We start from the raw sequence: 18,409 nt of genomic DNA, 5'->3' as shown, positions 1-18,409 counted from the left end.
GATTTCATGTCAAAGCCGGTCCCGTTCGACACCACCCTTCACGTTCGCGATCATTGCCTGTGCCTCCATGCCCAGCGTGCGGCGCGGGTGCTGGCGCGGCGGTTCGACGAGGCATTGCGCCCGGTCGGCCTGACCAACCAGCAATTCTCGCTGCTGATGTCGCTCAACCGGCCGAAGGCGCCGACCATCGGCGTCGTCGCCGAACTGCTCGGCATGGACCGGACCACGCTCACGGCGGCGCTCAAGCCGCTCGAACGGCGGGGGCTGGCGACAACCGCCGTCGATCCGGCCGATCGCCGTGGCCGCAACATCCTGCTCACCCCGGAAGGGGAGGCGCTGCTGGCCGAGGCGGTGCCGATCTGGCGCGATACCCATGCGGCGGTCGAACGGTCGATGGTCGGCGTCGACGTCGATCGGCTGCGGCACGATCTCGGCACGATCGTCTGATCCCCATCGCGGCGCCATTTACGATTTCGACACCCGCGCCGGCTAAAGCGCCGATCATGGGTGCGATCGGCTGGATCTGGGCATGGCTGATGCTGCTGGGCGGGGTGCGCGCGCACCTGGGCAACGCCCTGCCGGACATGCTCGTCTGGGCTATGCTGCTGTCGGGCCTGTTGGCGCTGCCGCTGCTGTGGAACCGTCCCGACGGGCCGCTCGCGGCGATCGCGCCCTCGGGCGCGGTGCGGGGTGCCATCGCGTTGCTGCTGCTGCTCGCGGCGGGGATCAGCCGGCCCGATGCGGTGATGGGCTTGCTGCCCGCCTGATCGGCGTCGTTGATGGGGATAAGCGTTCGCGCGGCGTTGCGACGGCCCTTGTCCCATCCTAGATCATCCCGGTGAGCGATACGATCCAGAACGACCGGTTCAACGAGGAGAAGAGCGTCTATACGGTGCGCGGCACCGACGCGCCCGATCTGGAGGCCGGCGTCGCCGCGATCCGCAACGTGCTGAAGACCCTGCCGGCGCGGCCCGGCGTCTACCGGATGCAGGATGCGCGCGGCGACGTCCTCTATGTCGGCAAGGCGCGTGCGCTCAAGAACCGCGTCTCCAACTATACCCAGGTGGCGCGCCTGCCGAAGCGGCTCAGCCGCATGGTCGCGCAGACCCGGTCGATGACGATCGTCACCACCAACAGCGAGGCTGAGGCGCTGCTGCTCGAGGCGCAGCTCATCAAGCGTTATCGCCCGCCCTACAACGTCCTGCTGCGCGACGACAAAAGCTTCCCCTTCATCCTGCTGCGCGAGGACCACGCCTTTCCGCGCATCCAGAAGCATCGCGGCGCGCGGCGCGCCAAGGGGCAGTATTTCGGCCCCTTCGCCAGCGCCGGATCGGTGACGCGGACGCTCAACGCGTTGCAGAAGCTGTTCCTGCTGCGCTCCTGCACGGACAGCTTCTTCGCCAATCGCGACCGGCCCTGCCTGCTCTACCAGATCAAGCGCTGCTCGGCGCCCTGCGTCGGCCGGATCGACGAGGCCGACTATGCCGAACTGGTCGACGACTCCAAGGCCTTCCTCACCGGCAAGTCGACCCAGGTGCAGAAGAAGCTGGGCGAGGCGATGAGCGCCGCCGCCGAGGCGATGGATTACGAGCTCGCCGCCGTCTATCGCGACCGGCTGCGCGCGCTGACCTTCATTCAGGGCAGCCAGGCGATCAACGCGGAAGGCGTCGCCGACGCCGACGTCTTTGCGCTCGATTGCAAGGCGGGCACCGTCTGCATCCAGGCCTTCTTCATCCGCGGCGGCCAGAATTGGGGTCACCGCGCCTTCTTCCCCGCACACACCGCCGACGTGCCCGAGCCGGAGGTGCTCGCCAGCTTCCTGATGCAGTTCTACGAGGAGGTGCCGCCGCCGCGCCTCGTCCTCGTCGGCGGCGAGCCTGCCGAGGCCGAGCTGCTCGCGCAGGCGCTCGGCGAACGCGCCGGCCGCAAGGTGCAGATCAAGGTTCCCCAACGCGGCGAGCAGCGCAAGTTGATGGAGCAGGCGCGCCGCAACGCCCGCGAGGCGCTCGACCGCCGGCTCGCCGAATCCACTACCCAGGGCCGCATCTTCCAGGAGATGGCCGACCTGTTCGAGTTGGAGGGGCCGCCCGACCGGATCGAGGTCTACGACAACAGCCACATCATGGGCACCAATATGGTCGGCGCGATGATCGTCGCGGGGCCGGAGGGGTTCCGCAAGGGCAGCTATCGCAAGTTCAACATCAAGCGGCCCGAAACCGCCCCCGGCGATGATTTCGCGATGATGCGCGAGGTGCTCGAACGCCGCTTCGCGCGGCTCGAGAAGGAGGACCCTGAACGGCGCAGCGGCGAATGGCCCGACCTGCTGCTGATCGACGGCGGCAAGGGACAGCTCGGTGCGGTGTGCGAGGTGCTGGAGGAAATGGGCGTGCAGGACGTTCCCGTCGTCGGCATCTCCAAGGGCCCCGACCGCAATGCGGGGCGCGAGCATTTCCACCTGCCCGGCGGGCGGGAGGCGATGTTGCCGCCCAATTCGCCGCTGCTCTTCCATCTCCAGCGGCTGCGCGACGAGGCGCACCGCTTCGCGATCGGCGCGCATCGCACCAAGCGGGCTGCCAATTTCACCAAGAGCCCGCTCGACGACGTTCCCGGCATCGGCCCGGCGCGCAAGAAGGCGCTGCTGATGCATTTCGGCACGGCGCGCGCGGTCCGCGCGGCCTCGCTCGAGGATCTCGAACGCGCGCCCGGTGTTTCGCGCGCCATGGCGCGGGCGATCCACGATCATTTCCACGCGGGCGGCTGATGGCCGCGAGCCCCATCTCCCCCGCATCGGCGGAGCCGGAGACGCGTGTCCTGCTGACCGTCGACACCGCGCTCGCCTGGCCGCCAGGGCCGGAGGGTGCGCGCTGGGAGGCCGCCTACCAGCGATCCTATGAGGCGGCAGGGGTCGGCGTCCGTTATCAGCTCCGCATCCTCGCCCAATATGCGCTGAAGGCCTGTTTCTTCGTCGATCCGATGCCCGCCTGCGGCTTCGGGATCGATTCGGTCCGGCGCATGGTCGAGCCGATCCTCGAAGCGGGGCAGGAGGTACAGCTCCTTCTCCAGCCGTGCTGGGCCGGCGAGAGCGACGAACCCTATCTGACCGGTCATGATCGCGGCGTCCAGCGCGAGCTGATCCGGCGCGCCCGCGACCTGCTGATGGAGGCCGGGGCGCCCGATCCGATCGCCTTCCGCGCCGGCGACCATGCCGCCGATGACGACAGCCTGCGCGTGCTGGCCGATCTCGGCTTCCGCTTCGACAGCAGCCATGACGGCCAGCATCATCCCTGGCCGAGCGCGATCAGCCTCCCGCGCGAACAGATCGCGCCGGTCCTGCATCAGGGCGTGGTTGAGGTGCCGGTGACGGTGATCGGCGCCAGCGGCGGCCCGCTCGCGCTGCGCATTTGCGCGCTGTCGCTCGGCGAGATCAAGGCGGCGATCCTCCATGCCGCCGATCAGCGGCAGCCCATCGTCACCATCGTCACCGGCAGCGGCGAGCTGGCCAACCGCGCCGGCACCGCCCCCAACAAGGTCCATGTGAAGCGCTTCGAGGATCTCTGCGCCTTCCTGTCGAAGGAACGGAAACGCTTTCCCACCGCCTTCTTCACCGAGCTGGGCGACCTGCCGCTCGACCGACCGTCGATGCCGCTGCCTCCGGCCGGGCTACGCCGCATGGGCCGCCTGATCGAGCAGCTCTGGGCAGATCAGGTCGAGGAGCGCGGCACCTGACGGTCCGGCGACGCTTGCGCACGGCGCCGATCCACGGTTGAACCCCGCCATGCAGGTCCGCACCACCGCCATCATCTGCGCGATGCGCGCGCATGGGGAGCACGGCGCGATCGTCCGTGCGCTCACCCCCGACAATGGCCTGCTCGCGGGCTATGTGCGCGGCGGCCGATCGCGGCGGCTGCGGCCGGTGCTGGTCCCCGGCAATCTGGTCGAGGCCGAATTCCGGGCGCGGACCGCCGAGCAGCTTCCGGGCCTGACGGTAGAGTTGTCGCACAGCCGGGCCGGCTTGCTCGCCGAGCCGCTCGCGGCGGCGGCGATCGACTGGCTGACGAGCCTCACCGCCGCCGCGCTGGCCGAGGGGCAGCCGCACGGCCGGCTCTACGAGGCGCTCGAAGCGGTGCTGGCCGCGATCGAATATGCACCATCGGCGCGGGGCTGGGCGGCGGCCGCGGTCCGCTACGAACTGATGCTGATGGCCGACCTCGGCTATGCGCTCGACCTGTCAGCCTGCGCCGCGACCGGGGCGCGCGACGATCTCGCTTTCGTCAGCCCGAAGAGCGGCGGGGCGGTGTCGCGGGCGGCGGGGGAGCCCTATGCAGCCCGGCTACTGCCGCTGCCGGCCTTCCTGGTCGATCCCTCGGCCGACAGCGACTGGTCGGACATTGTCGACGGGATGCGGCTGACCGGCCATTTCCTGGCGCGCGACATCCTCGTCGACCGGCGGGCCGATGCGCTCGACGCGCGGCGGCGGCTGGTCGACCGGATCGGAAGGCTGGCTTGACGACAAACGCATTGCGCGGGCGCGCAGGGCAGGGCAGGGGGCGGGCGACGATTGCATGAGAAAGGTTCGCCATGTTGATTGCCTTGCTGCCGGGGGACGGCATCGGTCCTGAAGTCATTGCCGAGACGGTCCGCGTGCTCGATCGCGTCACCGACCAGCTCCGCTTCGAGACGGCGCCGGTCGGCGGGGCCGCCTATAAGGCCGAAGGCCATCCGCTGCCGCCCGCCACGCTCGACCTGGCGAAGCGCGCCAAGGCGATCCTGTTCGGCGCGGTCGGCGATCCCGATTGCGACCGGCTTGAACGCCATCTGCGCCCCGAACAGGCGATCCTCGGGCTCCGCAAGGAGCTGGGCCTGTTCGCCAATCTCCGCCCGGCCACGCTGTTCAAGGAACTGGCCGACGCTTCCGCGCTCCGCCCCGAGGTCGCCGGCGCGATCGACATGGTGATCATCCGCGAGCTCAACGGCGACGTCTATTTCGGCGAGAAGGGTATGCGCAAGACCGCCTCGGGCCGTCGCGAAGGCTATGACATCATGTCCTACGACGAGGACGAGGTCGCCCGCATCGCCCGCGTCGGCTTCGAGACGGCGCGCGCGCGGCGCGGCAAGCTCTGCTCGGTCGACAAGGCCAATGTGCTGGAGACCTCGCAGCTCTGGCGCGACGTGGTAATCGAGGTGTCGGCCGAATTCCCCGACATCGAGCTCAGCCACATGTATGTCGACAACGCCGCGATGCAGCTCGTCCGCAATCCCGGCCAGTTCGACGTCATCGTCACCGGCAACCTGTTCGGCGACATCCTGTCGGACCAGGCGTCGATGTGCGCCGGGTCGATCGGCATGCTGCCCTCGGCCTCGCTCGACGCCAACCAGAAGGGGCTGTACGAGCCAATCCACGGCTCGGCGCCCGACATCGCCGGACAGGGCAAGGCCAATCCGCTCGCGACGATCCTGTCGGCGGCGATGATGCTGCGCTATTCGCTCGGGCTCGCGGCCGAAGCCGACCGGATCGAGGCCGCCGTCGCCACCGCGCTCGAAAATGGCGCGCGCACGCTAGACCTCGGCGGCAAGCTCACCACCACCCAGATGGGCGACGCGGTCCTCGCCGCGCTTTGACCAATATGCCGCTCAGCGCCCCATCAGGGCGCGGGCGGCGGGCAGGTAGGTCCGGCCGATGCGGATGCGTTCCTCGTCGGTCAGGACGGCGTGCCAGACGCCCATGCCGTCATGGCTCAGCCGGGCGATGCGGTCGCGCCGGACGATCGTCGATCGGTGCAGCCGGATGAAGTTGGCGGGGTCGAGCCGCCGTTCGAGCTCGGTGATCGTCTGGTGCAGCAGGAAGCTGCGCTGGCCCAGGTGCAGGCGCATATAGTCGCGCTCGGCCTCGATCCGGTCGATGTCCTGCGCTGCCACCCGGATCATCTCCGACCGGTGCGGCACCCAGAATTCCTGCGCATATTCGGATGCCGGCCGCTCGTCGGCCGGCTCGCGCCGCCGCTCGACCACGCGCGAGACCGCGCGCGCCAGCCGGTCCTGCGCGACCGGCTTGAGCAGATAGTCGGTCGCCGACAGGTCGAACGCCGTCACCGCATATTGGTCGAAGGCTGTGCAGAAGATGATCGCCGGGCGATGCGCGGCCTTCTCCATCGCCTTGGCGACACCAATGCCGTCCAGACCTGGCATGGCGATGTCGAGCAGCAGCATCTCGGGCTGGAGCGCCTCGATCAGCCGCAGCGCAGCCTCGCCGTCGGAGGCGGTGCCGACCAGATCGATCATCGGCTCTCGCGCGCACAGGATCTGGAGACGTTCGATCGCGAGCGGCTCATCGTCGACGACAAGGGTTCTTATCGGTGAATCAGACGTCATCCCTGATCAATGGCATGAAAAGCGTCACGCCAAAACCACCATTGGGAAGTGGCCCGTAGCGGCAGGCCGCATCGCTGCCGAAGCGCGCCTTCAGCCGGTCGGCGACATTCTTCAGCCCGACGCCGGTGCCGCGGAGCTGCTCGTCCTCGCCCAGCGGCTCGCCATCGTCCTCGACGCTGAGCACCAGCCCTTCCGAATCCTGCCGCGCGGTGATCTGCACGGTGACCGGCCGTTTCGCCCGCGAGACGCCATATTTGATCGCATTCTCGACCAGCGGCTGGAGAATCAGGCAAGGCACGCGCGCGTCGGCCAGCTCCTGCGGCACCCTGATGTCGACGATCAGCCGGTCGGGGAAGCGGATCGCCTCGATGTCGAGGTAGAGGCGCTGCAGCCTGATCTCCTCGGCCAGCACGACGTCCTCGGTCGGATCTGCCGTCAGGCTGGTCCGGAAGAAGGTCGACAGGTTGAGGATCATCTTCTCGGCCTCGTCGCGATGGTCCTTGAGGATCAGCGTCGACAGCGAGTTGAGCGTGTTGAACAGGAAGTGCGGATTGACCTGATAGCGCAGCGCCCGCAGCTCGGCGTCGCGCGCGGCGGCGCGATAGCCGGCGGCTTCCCGCTCGGCCGATCGCACCGCGGCGGCATAGCTGAGCGCGAGGAACAGCGCACCCCAGGCCGCGAAGAAGAAATAGCCGTTAAGGGCCTGGTCGGCGATTTGGCTGACGACGCCGACCTCCTTCTTCTTGTCATAGGGCTCGGTCGGCGGGCCGACCTGGATCATCACCGTGCCGGGGGTCGGTTCGCTGATCACCGGCGTCGGGATCGTTATCGGCTTCGGCACCTCGATCCTGACCGGCGCGCGGGACGGGGCGGGCGGGGCGGGCTGCGTTTTCGTCGTGTCGGGGGCCGGCGGCGCGGCCGGCGCTGCGGGCGCGGGTGGGGGGGGCGGCGTCGGCGGCGGCGGAACACTGGCCAGGATGCTGTCGATGTCGATATTCACGCCGTGGCGGCGGGCTTCCTCGACCGCCTGTCTGGCCTCGCGAAGCCCCTCCTTATAATCGGCCATCGCCTCGGCATAGGCTTCGCGCTGGCTGCGATAGGCCTCGCGCCGCGCCCTGTCGGCCTCGCGCTGCGCTTCGCGGCGCGCCTGCTCCGCTTCCCGCGTGGCATCGCGGACGTTCTGGTTGGCCTCGCGCTGCGCATTTTCGATCTCGCGTCGTACCTCGGCCTCGCGCTGGGCGGCTTCCCGCTGCGCTTCCGCCTTGGCCTCGGCGGCAGCCTTGGCCTGTTCGGTCGCTTCGCGGATCGCGTCGCGCGCGGCGGCGATCGCGACCTGCGCCTGTTCGCGCGCTGCGGCGACGCTGCGGTCGTCGATGACGATCTTCCGCGATGCCGCCTCGCGCGCCTTCTCCGCCTCGACCTGCTTGTCGAACTGCCGGAAGGCCATCCAGTTCATCGAGCTGTAGGCGACGGCGGCGGGTGCCGCGAGCAACGCCACCGCGGTCACGTTGACCGCCAGCGACTTGCCCGCCAGGGGCCGCATCGCGAGGTAGACGATATAGGTCGCGACCATTGATCCGATCGTGACGAAGGCGCGGGCGGCCAGCATCTCGGTCTGGTGGCCGAAATCGATCATGTAGGACCGGATCGTCGCGATGGCGAAATAGACCAGCCAGAACGCCACGATCGAGAGCAGGGCCACGCGGGGACTTACCCCGGTTCCGCGATGGCCATCATGGTTCAAAGTCATTCCGCCTATATATGATCAAGGGTGTAAATATGCTCCTCCGCGGCCGTGACGTTGGTCGAGCGCCCCATGTCGTTCATCGAAAGTTCAGCTTCCGACCGCCGCCGCGGCCCGGAACAGCCGCACCCATCGGACGTTGAATCATCCTGACACTGGCAGAGGATCGAGGCCATGACCACGGATGTTTTTGATAACGAAAAACGTGGCACGCCGCATATTCGGACGGCGCACGATGCCACCGACGACCGTAAGCTCGCGCGCAATCCGAGTGACGAGGACGCCAAGCTCGACGTCGCCCTCGACGAAAGCTTTCCCACTTCGGATGCGCCGTCGAACACACAGCCCGGCAAGGGTAAGGACCCGCCCCCGTCGTCCGGCTATGACGAGGAGGCGGAGAAGCAGAAAGCCCGCATGGCCGGCAAGGAATAGGAGCTGGTCGGTAATTGAGCTGGCGCGCGGCGACGTTTCACCGCGCGCCATTCTATTGTGGCTCGCCAGCGCTCCTTGGGAAATTATCCACAGAATATTGTGGTTTGGGGACTCTCTGCCGCGATTGCACGTTGCGTCGCAGCAAGGAACGTGATTCGATCCTGAACAGAAGCCTTACAAGGGCTTAAGCGTCCGTAAACCATGTCGGCCGCATGATCCCTTCAGGCTTCCAGTTAGGGGGTTTGATATGGGCACGCATATGAGACCTGCGGACGGCGCGATGACCCTGGCGGAGATGAAGGAGTTCGCCAGCTTCCCCGCCTCGACACAGCGTTATATCCGCCGATCGCTCGACGTCGGCCTGGGGAGGGAGGACGCGCTCGCGCGCTGGTCGCGCGACGTGGTCGAGTCCGCCAGCATCATGGCCCAGGCGCGCGTCTACAGCCGCCTCGATCACATCCGCGAACTCGTTCCCGACGATAGCGGCCTCGACGCCATCGAACCCTTCCTCGCCCCGCTCATCACCGTCACCGCCTTCGACCTGGGGCAGGATCGGCTGACCAGCTTCGGTGCCTATCGCTTCCTCTACGAGCGGCTGATCGGCGCTCATGTGCGGCCGTGGCTGCCGGGCGCCTTCTGCGCGGCGGCGGCGCTGCCCCATCTCCATCCGGAGAAGCGGCGCACCCTCCTCCAGTCGATCAGCGAGGCCGCGGCGACCGCCCCCGGCTGGTCGAACCGCGAGCCGGCCTTCTATCCGGAATGGGTCGACAAGGTCGAAGCCCGCTTGCCGAACTGACTTGTCCGTCGTGCCGGCGGGCGGCTTTAGGGCTGTCCCGCCGGAATTTTACATCCACGCGGAACCCTTCTCCCGATTATTGGATATAGAGCTTGATTCTCGCCGTCGGCTGAGGTGCGCAGCGCTTCCTGCCCAGGCGATCGGGTTTTAGCTTGTCCCAAGTATCGGGAGACGTGATTTGCCGGCCACCATCCTCGCCAACCATCGGGTCGAAAAGCCGTGGGGCCGGCATGATCTCGCGCCGCTGTTTCCTGATCAGCCGGCCGATCGGTCGCCGGTGGGGGAGATCTGGTACGACGATCCGTCTGCCCGCCCGCGTGAGCTGCTCGTCAAATATCTCTTCACCAGTCAGCGTCTGTCGGTGCAGGTCCATCCCGACGACGCGGCGGCACAGGCGCGCGGCTTCGCGCGCGGCAAGGACGAAGCCTGGATCATCCTGTCCGCCGAGCCCGATTCGACGATCGCGCTCGGGCTGCGTGAGCCGATGGAGCCCGACGCGGTCCGCGCCGCGGCGCTCGACGGCTCGATCGAGGACATGCTCGACTGGAAGCCGGTCCGCGCCGGCGACGTGATCTATTCGCCCGCCGGCACGATCCACGCGATCGGCAAGGGGCTTCGCCTCGTCGAGGTGCAGCAGAATCTCGACCTCACCTACCGCTTCTACGATTATGGTTCCGGCCGCGAGCTGCACCTCGACGAGGCGATGGCGGTCTCCGATTTCGGCCCCTTCGCCGATCCGGTCCCGCCGCGCGAGATCGGCCCCGGCCGCACCATCTTCGCCGACCGGCGCAAGTTCGTGCTCGAACGCTGGACGATGGCGGGCGGCTTCGTCATCGCGCCCGGCAGCGCCACGATCTGGGTGATGCCGGTCGGGGGCAGCGCCTCGATCGACGGCAAGGCCGTCGAGCTGGGCGACACGGTGATCGTCGAGGGCGCCGCGGCGATCGACATCACGCCGGGCAGCACCCTCTACGTCGCTTATCCGGGGTTGAGGGTGATCGATGGGTTGTTGGGATCGGAATCGCGGTCGACCTCGGCCAGCGGGGCTGCCGTCACCGGATAGCCGAGCGTGTCGGGGATGCAGAGGAAATGCTCCCCTTCGCGGGTCTCGATCCATGGCGTGACCATTTCGATCGGATAGCGTCCGGCCAGCGCGACCGCGCTCTCGAAATCGCCGGCCTGCCCGATCCGTTCGAGATTGCGGATCGTCGGGAAGATCAGCGCCCGATTGGCCAGATGCTGCTCGGCGGTCGCCCAGACCAGATGGCTGCTCTCGCTGCCGTCGGCGCGGGCCTCGCCGATGTCGGGCGCACGCGCGATGTAGAAGCGCGTGTCGAAGCGGCGCGACAGTTCATGGTCGGGCCGCCAGCGGGCGAAGGGGTGGATGCCGTGCGGATCGATCCGCAGGCCATGCCGCTCCACGATAGTGCTCAGCGGATCGCCGCCGTGCAGCGCCGCGCGGATCGCCGCCAGCCGATCGGCGTCGTCGAGGCCGACGAGGCCAGGCGCCAGCCCGATCTCCTCGATCGTCTCGCGGATCGCGGTGATGCGATGGGCCAGGTCTTCGGGATCGATCGCCGGCCCTTCGACCAGCAGCTCGGGCCGGGCGGCGAAGCTGTAATCGTCGGGATCGACCCTGCCGCCCGGAAACACCATCCGGCTCGCGGCGAAGCTGAGATGCGCACCGCGCCCGATCATCGGGATTTCGGGCGGCGCGCCGGGGCGGTCGCGCAGCAGGATGATGGTGGCGGCCGGAATGGCCGGCGGAAGCGTTCGGGTCATGAATGTCGTCCAGCAAGGATGGTCAGGGGCCAGCGGATCGTGCGAATCGCCGCCGGATCGCCCCAGGCCCTGGCAAGGTCCGCCGCGACCGCATCGAATGGCGCGCGGCCGGTGCTGTGTTCGAGCGCGCGCACCGCGGACCAGGTGTCGAGATAGCCGATCAGCGCGGCGAGCGGCCAGCGCACCTCGATCGAGAAGGCCGGGGCCTCGATCCTGGCGAAGGGGAGATGGATGTCGCGATAGTCGTTTTCAACCAGCGCGCGCTCGGGCGGCCAATGCTCCGCCAGCGTCTCGACCCGGAAGCGTTCGACGATCGCCTCGATCTCTCCCTGCGGCTCCATCCCGGCATAGGTGATGAGCGCGACGATACCGTCGGGGCGCAGCAGCCGCTTGGTCTCGGCGAAGAAAGCGGGCAGGTCGAACCAGTGCGCGGCCTGGGCGGCGGTGATCAGGTCGACCGATCCGTCCGGCAGGTCGCTCGCTTCGGCCGGCGCGACGCGATAATCGACCCTGGGATGCGGGGTCGCGCTCGCGATCTGCTGCGCGCTCGGATCGGTCGCGATCACCCTGTCGAAATGCTCGGCGAGCTGCAGCGAGAGCTGCCCCGACCCGCAGCCGACGTCGAGCGCCGTTTTTGGTGCGGGTGCTACAGTTCCGAGCCACGCCGCCAGCGCCGGCGGATAGGCCGGGCGATAGGCGGCATAGGCCGCCGCGTGCGACGAGAAATGGTCCTTGAACGCGCTCACCGGATCGCGGTCAGGAAATAGTCGAGCGTCAGATTGTCGCTGAGGTGGAAGCCGGCGGCCGGCGAGAAGCCGAGGCCCTTGCGGTCGATCACGCGCAGGCCCGCGGCCTCGACATGGCCGGTCAGCTCCTCGGGTGTCACGAATTTGCGCCAGTCGTGCGTGCCCTTTGGCACCATGCCCAGCCCTTCGGCCACGGTGATCATCGCCAGCTTCGATAGGGGGGTGCGGTTGGGCGTCGACAGGATCATGATCCCGTTCGGGGCGAGCAGCGCGGCGAGCCGGGCGACGAAGGCCGCGGGATCGGCGACATGCTCGATCACCTCCATCGACGTGACGAGATCGAAGCTCTCGCCCGCCAGCGCCTCGACCCCGCCGGCGCGATAGTCGATCGCCAGCCCCTGCTTCTCGGCATGGTGGCGGGCGACCGCGACATTCTCCGGCGCGGCGTCGATTCCCGTCACCGCCGCACCCATCCGCGCCAGCGGCTCGGCGAGCAGGCCCGCGCCGCAGCCGACGTCGGCCGCGCGGCGGCCTGTCAGCGGGCGCAGCTCCTCGGGCGCGATTCCCCACTGCGCCTCGATCGTCGCGCGGATATGGCGCAGGCGCGGCGGATTGAGCTTGTGCAGCATCGCCGAGGACCCCTTGGGGTCCCACCATTCCGCGGCGAGCTTTCCGAAATGGGCGGCTTCCTCGGCGACCACCGAGCCATGCTGTTGTGCGCTTGCGTTCATTGCGCCCCCTCTCTATCAGGGCCGCGCCCTTGAGCCCAAGGGCTTTTCCGGCTTTTCGGCCTCTTTGGGACAGACGACAGGCAATGGCGCGCATCGTTATGAAATTCGGCGGAACCTCGATGGCGGGGATCGAGCGAATTCGCAACGTGGCCAACCGCGTCAAACATGAGGTCGATCTGGGCAACGAGGTCGCGGTCGTCGTCTCGGCGATGTCGGGCGAGACCGACCGGCTCGTCAACTTCTGCCGCGAGGCGTCGCCGCTCTACGATCCCCGCGAATATGACGTGGTGGTCGCCTCGGGCGAGCAGGTGACAAGCGGCCTGCTGGCGATCGTCCTCCAGTCGCTCGGCGTGAAGGCGCGTAGCTGGCTCGGCTGGCAGCTGCCGATCCGCACCAGCGACGCCCATGCCTCGGCCCGGATCGAGACGATCAATTCGGAGGCGATCGGCAAGGCGATGGCCGCCGGCGAGGTCGCTGTCATTCCCGGCTTCCAGGGCATGACCGTCGACGATCGCGTGACGACGCTGGGTCGCGGCGGCTCGGACACCTCGGCGGTCGCGGTGGCCGCGGCGATGAAGGCCGACCGCTGTGACATCTACACCGACGTGGACGGCGTCTACACCACCGATCCCCGTATCGTGCCCAAGGCCCGCAAGCTGGCCAAGGTCACCTATGAGGAGATGCTGGAGCTCGCCTCGGTCGGCGCCAAGGTGCTGCAGACCCGCTCGGTGGGCCTCGCGATGAAGGAGAGGGTGCGCGTCCAGGTGCTCTCCTCTTTCGACCAGCCGACCGACAATCCCACGCCCGGCACCATGATCGTCGGCGAGGACGAAATCGAAGGAACCACCATGGAACGCCAGCTCATCACCGGCATCGCCTATGACAAGAACGAGACCAAGGTCACGCTGACCGCCGTTCCCGACCGTCCGGGCGCCGTCGCCTCGATCTTCGCGCCGCTCGCCGACGCGAACATCAATGTCGACATGATCGTCCAGAACGTCGCGCACGACACCGGCTCGACCGATGTGACCTTCACCGTGCCGACCGCGGAGCTGGCTCGCTCGCTCGACGTGCTCGAGCGCGAGCGCGGCACGATCGGCTATGAGCGGCTGATCCACGACACCAATGTCGCCAAGATTTCGGTCGTCGGCGTGGGCATGCGGAGCCATGCGGGCGTCGCGTCGAAGATGTTCGACGCGCTCGCGGCGCGCGGCATCAACGTGCTCGCGATCACCACGTCGGAGATCAAGGTGTCGGTCCTGATCAACGAGGACTATACCGAGCTCGCCGTCCGCGTCCTCCACACCGCCTATGGCCTCGACGCGGAGGACGCCGCTTGACGAGCGGCGGCACCCGACTCGCCGCCCTGATGGAGCGCGGCGCGGCCCTGCTGGGCAGCGAATATGCGATCCTCGGCGGGGCGATGAGCTGGGTCTCCGAACGGAACCTCGTCGCCGCCATGTCGAACGCCGGCTGCTTCGGCGTGATCGCGTGCGGCGCGATGACGCCCGAGCTGCTCGATGCCGAGATCGCGGGCACCAAGGCGCTGACCGCGAAGCCGTTCGGCGTCAATCTGATCACCATGCATCCGCAGCTGATCGACCTGATCGACGTCTGCGCGAAGCATGGCGTCGGCCATGTCGTGCTGGCGGGAGGCCTGCCGCCGGGCGGTGCGATCGAGCGGATCAAGGCCTCGGGCGCGAAGGTCATCTGCTTCGCCCCGGCGCTCGCGCTGGCGAAGAAGCTGATCCGCTCCGGCATCGACGCGCTGGTGATCGAGGGCATGGAAGCCGGCGGCCATATCGGGCCGGTCTCGACCTCGGTGCTGGCGCAAGAGATATTGCCGGTCGTGGCCGGCGAGCTGCCGGTGTTCGTCGCCGGCGGGATCGGCCGGGGCGAGGCGATCGCCGGCTATCTGGAGATGGGCGCCGCGGGTGTCCAGCTCGGCACCCGCTTCGTCTGCGCCACCGAATCGATCGCGCATCCGAACTTCAAGAAGGCGTTCATCCGCGCCTCGGCGCGCGACGCCGTCGCCAGCGTCCAGATCGACCCGCGCCTGCCGGTCATACCGGTCCGCGCGCTGCGCAACGCCTCGTCCGAGCTGTTTACCGCCAAGCAGCGCGAGGTCGCCCAGCTCCTCGACGAGGGCAAGGTCGAGATGGCCGAGGCCCAGCTCCAGATCGAGCATTATTGGGCCGGCGCGCTCCGCCGCGCGGTGATCGACGGCGATGTCGAGCATGGCTCGGTAATGGCGGGCCAGTCGGTCGGCATGGTCACCAAGGAAGAGCCACTCGCCGATATCGTCGCGCTGTTGATCGGCGAGGCGTCGGCGGCGCTGGAGAAGCGCGCCGCCTGATCTTCAGGATATGTTGGCGACCGAATTGGTGCAGCTTCTTCGCTCGTCATGGATTCCATCGTTGGAATCCTGCCCCTCTTTCTGATAGCGGGCGAAGCAATGGCACCGCTGACAGCAACCTCCGCCGCGCGTGAGATACTGACGCGCCTGCATGACGTCATGGCGTCACGGTCGGCGGCGCAGACCAAGCTCAACCAGGTCGTCCAGATCATCGGCGAGGCGCTCGATACCGAAGTCTGCTCGGTCTACCTCTTGCGCGACGGCGCGCTCGAGTTGTTCGCGACCCGCGGCCTGAAGCAGGGCGCCGTCCACGTCACCAAGCTCGCGCTGGGCGAGGGGCTGGTCGGAACCATCGCCCAGAATGTCGAGACGCTCAATCTCGACGAGGCGACCAGCCACCCCGATTTCGCCTACAAGCCCGAGACGGGCGAGGAGCTGTTCCACAGTTTCGCGGGTGTGCCGATCGTCCGTCGGGAGCGCGCGGTCGGCGTGCTCGCCGTCCAGCATCGCGACCAGCGCCGGTTCGATGACGTCGAGATCGAGGCGCTGCAGACCGTCGCGATGGTGCTGGCCGAGCTGATCGCCGGTGCCGGGCTGATCGACGAGGGTGCGCCCGGCTCGAAGGGGACGCGCGACAATGGCGCGGTGCGCCTCGCCGGCCTCAGGCTGGTCGAGGGGATGGCGCGGGGCAGGGCGGTCTTTCACCAGCCGCGCATCGAGATCGAGCATACCGTCGCCGAAGACATCGAGGTCGAGCGCCACCGCGTCATCTCCGCCTTCGCGAAGATGCGCGACCAGATCGAGCGGATGACCCGCGAAGCCGATTTCGGCGCGGGCGGCGAGCATCAGGACGTCCTCGCGATGTACAAGATGTTCGCCTATGACGAGGGCTGGATCCGGCGGATCAACGAGGCGATCGACAGCGGCCTGACCGCCGAGGCGGCGATCGAGCGCGTCCAGCAGCGCACCCGCATGCGCATGCGCGAGATCGGCGATCCGCTGCTCGCCGACCGGATGCACGATCTGGAGGATCTCTCCAACCGCCTGCTCCGCATCGTCTCGGGCCAGCTCGGTACGGCGGCGCAGCTCGGCCTGCGTCACGACTCGATCCTGATCGCGCGCAATCTCGGCCCCGCCGAGTTGCTCGAATATGATCGCCGCCGGCTCAAGGGCGTGGTGCTCGAGGAAGGCTCGCTCACCGCCCATGTCACGATCGTCGCCCGCGCGATGGGCGTGCCGGTGCTGGGCCGGGTCAAGGATGTCCGCCGGATGATCGGCGAAGGCGACACGCTGCTGCTTGACGGCACCGCCGGGTCTGTCATCGTCCGGCCCAGCACGAGCATGGAAGAGGCCTTCGAGGCCAAGATGATGGTCGGGCAGAAGCGCCGTGCCGAGTTCGCGGCGATGCGCGACCTGCCGGCCCGGACCCGCGACGACCTGCGTATCGAACTGATGGTCAATGCCGGCCTGCGTGACGACATGGCCGCGCTCGACGTCACTGGTGCCGATGGCATCGGCCTGTTCCGTACCGAATTCCAGTTCCTTGTCTCCGCCACCTTGCCGCAGCGCGAGCGTCAGCTGCGCCTCTACCGCGACGTGCTCGATGCGGCGGGGGACCGGCCGGTGACCTTCCGCACGGTCGACATCGGCGGCGACAAGGCCTTGCCCTATCTCAAGACCGGCGAAGATGCGGATGAGGAGAATCCCGCCCTGGGCTGGCGTGCCATCCGCCTCGGCCTTGAACGCGACGCACTGATGAAGGTCCAGGCACGCGCGCTGATCGAGGCGGCGGCGGGCCGTACCCTGAATGTGATGTTCCCGATGGTGTCGGAGCCGTGGGAATTCGAGGAGGCGGTCGAGCTGTTCGAGGCGCAGCGCAAATGGATCCACGATCATGGCCGCGGCGTGCCCAACGGAATCCGCTACGGCACGATGCTCGAGGTGCCGGCGCTCGCCGAGAGCCTCGACATGCTGTTGCCCAAGCTAGACTTCCTGTCGATCGGCACCAACGACCTCACCCAGTTCCTGTTCGCCGCCGATCGCGCCAACCCCAAGCTGGCCGAGCGCTACGACTGGCTGAGTCCTGCCATCCTGCGCTTCATCGGCCGGGTGACGCGGCAGGCGCGCGCGGCGGGCGTACCGGTCGGCGTGTGCGGGGAGATGGGCGGGCGCCCGCTAGAGGCGATGGCGTTGATCGGCCTCGGAATCGACCGGTTGTCGATCACGCCTGCGGCGGTCGGCCCGGTCAAGGCGATGATCCGCTCGCTCGACGCGAAGGCGCTGCGCGATGTGATGGACAGCTTCCTGAGCCGTCCGCTCCGCAGCCTGCGCGGCGACCTCGCCGCCTGGGCGGAGAGCAATGGGGTTGCGGTCGCCTGAAATGCGCGGCAGACCGTTCCCGCGACGGGGGAACGTTACGTCTGAGGCGCGGATGCTGCTGGGTTCGACGATTGCTTGCTTGCCTGATCGCTCCGGAGCGTGGAGAAGGACGCGATGAGTGAAGGCGCGGATTCCCGCAATGTTGGCGAACAACTTGCCGCCGAGCGTGCGCGGCAGAAGCTGGAGCTGAGCGACGTCGCCGCGCGCACCCGCATTCCGTTGCGCCATCTCGACGCCATAGAGAAGGGAGAGCATGGTGGCCTGCCGGCGCTGCCCTATTCGACCGGCTTCGTGAAGAGCTATGCCAACATGCTGGGTCTCGACGGCCAGGCCCTGTCGCGCGCCTTCCGCGACCAGATCGGCGGGGAGCAGCGGGCCCATTTCGAGCCCGAGGCCTATGAGCCGGTCGATCCGACCCGGGTGCCGTCGCGGCTGCTGGCGATGATCGCGCTCGGCGTCGCGCTGCTGCTCGGCATGGGCTATCTGCTGCTCCGCTTCGAAGGCGACAGCAGCGACCTCGCCAGGCTGGCGGCCGACACGGTGCAGGATATCCGTCCGGTTCCGGCCCGCCGTCCGCCGCCTGCCGCCGCCGTGCCGGCGCAGCCAGCCGTCCCGACCGGTCCGATCAGCATCGCTGCGAGCGAGGACGTCTGGATCAAGGTGTCCGAACGTGAGGGCGCCAAGACCTATTTCATGAACGTGCTGGCCGCCGGGCAGAGCTTCACGGTGCCCGAAGACGCGGTCGACCCGATCCTGCGCACCGGACGGCCGCAGTCGCTCAAGGTGCTGATCGGCACGACCGAACTGCCGCCGGTGGGCGAGCCGGACCGGCTCGTTCGCGACTATAGCCTCAAGCGCGACGCGCTCGTCGCGATCGCCACCGCGAAGCCCGACGCCGCCGTTCCGGCGGATGGGGCGGCCAATGCCAGCGACGCGGCTGCCGTCCCGGAAGCTTTCCGCGGCGCGCCGCCGATCTACGACCCGGCTGCGGACCGCACGGGCTCGGCTGGACCGGCCAGTGACTCGGACCGCCGCCCGCGGCCTTGATCCGGGCCGCGTTCGCGCGGCATTATC

General features: G+C 68.3%; 18 protein-coding genes. 13 read left to right on the top strand and 5 right to left on the bottom strand.

Annotated features, from left to right (window positions below; genetic code table 11):
• Positions 1–6: 6 nt before the first annotated feature.
• The 6 genes from B5X82_RS10300 (at position 7) to leuB (ending at position 5,619) form a co-directional block, all read left to right on the top strand.
• Positions 7–447 carry a MarR family winged helix-turn-helix transcriptional regulator gene (locus B5X82_RS10300; RefSeq protein WP_079648076.1) on the top strand — a complete coding sequence of 147 codons (441 nt, stop codon included), beginning with the start codon at positions 7–9 and terminating at the stop codon, positions 445–447.
• Between the two features lie 56 nt (positions 448–503).
• The gene (locus tag B5X82_RS10295; RefSeq protein ID WP_079648075.1) at positions 504–767 is read left to right on the top strand and encodes a hypothetical protein; all 264 of its coding nucleotides are present in this window, start codon (positions 504–506) and stop codon (positions 765–767) included.
• Between the two features lie 71 nt (positions 768–838).
• Positions 839–2,761: an excinuclease ABC subunit UvrC gene (uvrC, locus tag B5X82_RS10290; RefSeq protein WP_079648074.1), complete on the top strand. Its 1,923-nt coding sequence runs from the start codon at positions 839–841 to the stop codon at positions 2,759–2,761.
• Complete coding sequence (locus B5X82_RS10285) at positions 2,761–3,726, top strand: polysaccharide deacetylase family protein (protein ID WP_079648073.1); 966 nt, start codon at positions 2,761–2,763, stop codon at positions 3,724–3,726. Before uvrC ends, B5X82_RS10285 begins: the two co-directional genes overlap by 1 nt.
• A 49-nt stretch (positions 3,727–3,775) precedes the next feature.
• The gene (gene recO / locus B5X82_RS10280; protein ID WP_079648072.1) at positions 3,776–4,507 is read left to right on the top strand and encodes a DNA repair protein RecO; all 732 of its coding nucleotides are present in this window, start codon (positions 3,776–3,778) and stop codon (positions 4,505–4,507) included.
• A 71-nt stretch (positions 4,508–4,578) separates the two neighbouring features.
• Positions 4,579–5,619, top strand: coding sequence for a 3-isopropylmalate dehydrogenase (gene leuB / locus B5X82_RS10275; protein ID WP_079648071.1), 1,041 nt, complete (start codon positions 4,579–4,581; stop codon positions 5,617–5,619).
• Between the two features lie 12 nt (positions 5,620–5,631).
• Here leuB and B5X82_RS10270 read toward each other — a convergent pair whose 3' ends face one another.
• Entirely contained in the window at positions 5,632–6,369 is a 738-nt protein-coding gene (locus B5X82_RS10270; RefSeq protein WP_079648070.1) for a LytR/AlgR family response regulator transcription factor, read from the bottom strand.
• The gene (locus B5X82_RS27035; RefSeq protein WP_223811383.1) at positions 6,359–8,071 is read right to left on the bottom strand and encodes a histidine kinase; all 1,713 of its coding nucleotides are present in this window, start codon (positions 8,069–8,071) and stop codon (positions 6,359–6,361) included. The genes B5X82_RS10270 and B5X82_RS27035 overlap by 11 nt, the downstream gene beginning before the upstream one ends.
• A 216-nt stretch (positions 8,072–8,287) precedes the next feature.
• Between B5X82_RS27035 and B5X82_RS10260 the strand changes: the two genes are divergently transcribed.
• The 3 genes from B5X82_RS10260 to B5X82_RS10250 all read left to right on the top strand — a co-directional run bounded on the left by B5X82_RS10260 (position 8,288) and on the right by B5X82_RS10250 (position 10,404).
• The gene (locus B5X82_RS10260) at positions 8,288–8,545 is read left to right on the top strand and encodes a hypothetical protein (RefSeq protein WP_079648069.1); all 258 of its coding nucleotides are present in this window, start codon (positions 8,288–8,290) and stop codon (positions 8,543–8,545) included.
• 247 nt (positions 8,546–8,792) lie between these two features.
• Positions 8,793–9,341: a hypothetical protein gene (locus B5X82_RS10255; protein ID WP_079648068.1), complete on the top strand. Its 549-nt coding sequence runs from the start codon at positions 8,793–8,795 to the stop codon at positions 9,339–9,341.
• Positions 9,342–9,519: 178 nt separating this feature from the next.
• Positions 9,520–10,404: a class I mannose-6-phosphate isomerase gene (locus B5X82_RS10250; RefSeq protein ID WP_079648067.1), complete on the top strand. Its 885-nt coding sequence runs from the start codon at positions 9,520–9,522 to the stop codon at positions 10,402–10,404.
• Here the strand turns inward: B5X82_RS10250 and B5X82_RS10245 are convergent.
• From B5X82_RS10245 to ubiG, 3 genes are read right to left on the bottom strand one after another with little or no spacing between them, the layout of a single operon-like run.
• On the bottom strand, positions 10,320–11,123 hold the full coding sequence (locus B5X82_RS10245; RefSeq protein ID WP_079648066.1) for an NUDIX hydrolase: 804 nt from the start codon (positions 11,121–11,123) through the stop codon (positions 10,320–10,322). The two genes, B5X82_RS10250 and B5X82_RS10245, sit on opposite strands and share 85 nt — an antisense overlap.
• The gene (locus B5X82_RS10240) at positions 11,120–11,869 is read right to left on the bottom strand and encodes a class I SAM-dependent methyltransferase (RefSeq protein WP_079648065.1); all 750 of its coding nucleotides are present in this window, start codon (positions 11,867–11,869) and stop codon (positions 11,120–11,122) included. Before B5X82_RS10240 ends, B5X82_RS10245 begins: the two co-directional genes overlap by 4 nt.
• Positions 11,866–12,600 (bottom strand): bifunctional 2-polyprenyl-6-hydroxyphenol methylase/3-demethylubiquinol 3-O-methyltransferase UbiG, encoded by a 735-nt coding sequence (gene ubiG, locus B5X82_RS10235; RefSeq protein ID WP_079648064.1) that lies wholly within the window; start codon positions 12,598–12,600, stop codon positions 11,866–11,868. The genes B5X82_RS10240 and ubiG overlap by 4 nt, the downstream gene beginning before the upstream one ends.
• Positions 12,601–12,683: 83 nt before the next feature.
• Between ubiG and B5X82_RS10230 the strand changes: the two genes are divergently transcribed.
• The 4 genes from B5X82_RS10230 (at position 12,684) to B5X82_RS10215 (ending at position 18,382) form a co-directional block, all read left to right on the top strand.
• Positions 12,684–13,940, top strand: coding sequence for an aspartate kinase (locus B5X82_RS10230; protein ID WP_079648063.1), 1,257 nt, complete (start codon positions 12,684–12,686; stop codon positions 13,938–13,940).
• Positions 13,941–13,969: 29 nt separating this feature from the next.
• A complete protein-coding gene (locus B5X82_RS10225) occupies positions 13,970–14,956 on the top strand; it encodes an NAD(P)H-dependent flavin oxidoreductase (RefSeq protein WP_079648380.1) in 987 nt (328 codons plus the stop codon).
• A 99-nt stretch (positions 14,957–15,055) separates the two neighbouring features.
• Positions 15,056–17,335 (top strand): phosphoenolpyruvate--protein phosphotransferase, encoded by a 2,280-nt coding sequence (gene ptsP / locus B5X82_RS10220; RefSeq protein ID WP_079648062.1) that lies wholly within the window; start codon positions 15,056–15,058, stop codon positions 17,333–17,335.
• A gap of 114 nt (positions 17,336–17,449) precedes the next feature.
• On the top strand, positions 17,450–18,382 hold the full coding sequence (locus B5X82_RS10215; RefSeq protein WP_079648061.1) for a helix-turn-helix domain-containing protein: 933 nt from the start codon (positions 17,450–17,452) through the stop codon (positions 18,380–18,382).
• The last annotated feature ends 27 nt before the right edge of the window (positions 18,383–18,409 follow it).

It is taken from the genome of Rhizorhabdus histidinilytica, assembly GCF_900167915.1.
Classification (GTDB): domain Bacteria; phylum Pseudomonadota; class Alphaproteobacteria; order Sphingomonadales; family Sphingomonadaceae; genus Rhizorhabdus; species Rhizorhabdus histidinilytica.
This window is presented reverse-complemented; position numbering and strand designations above follow the sequence as displayed.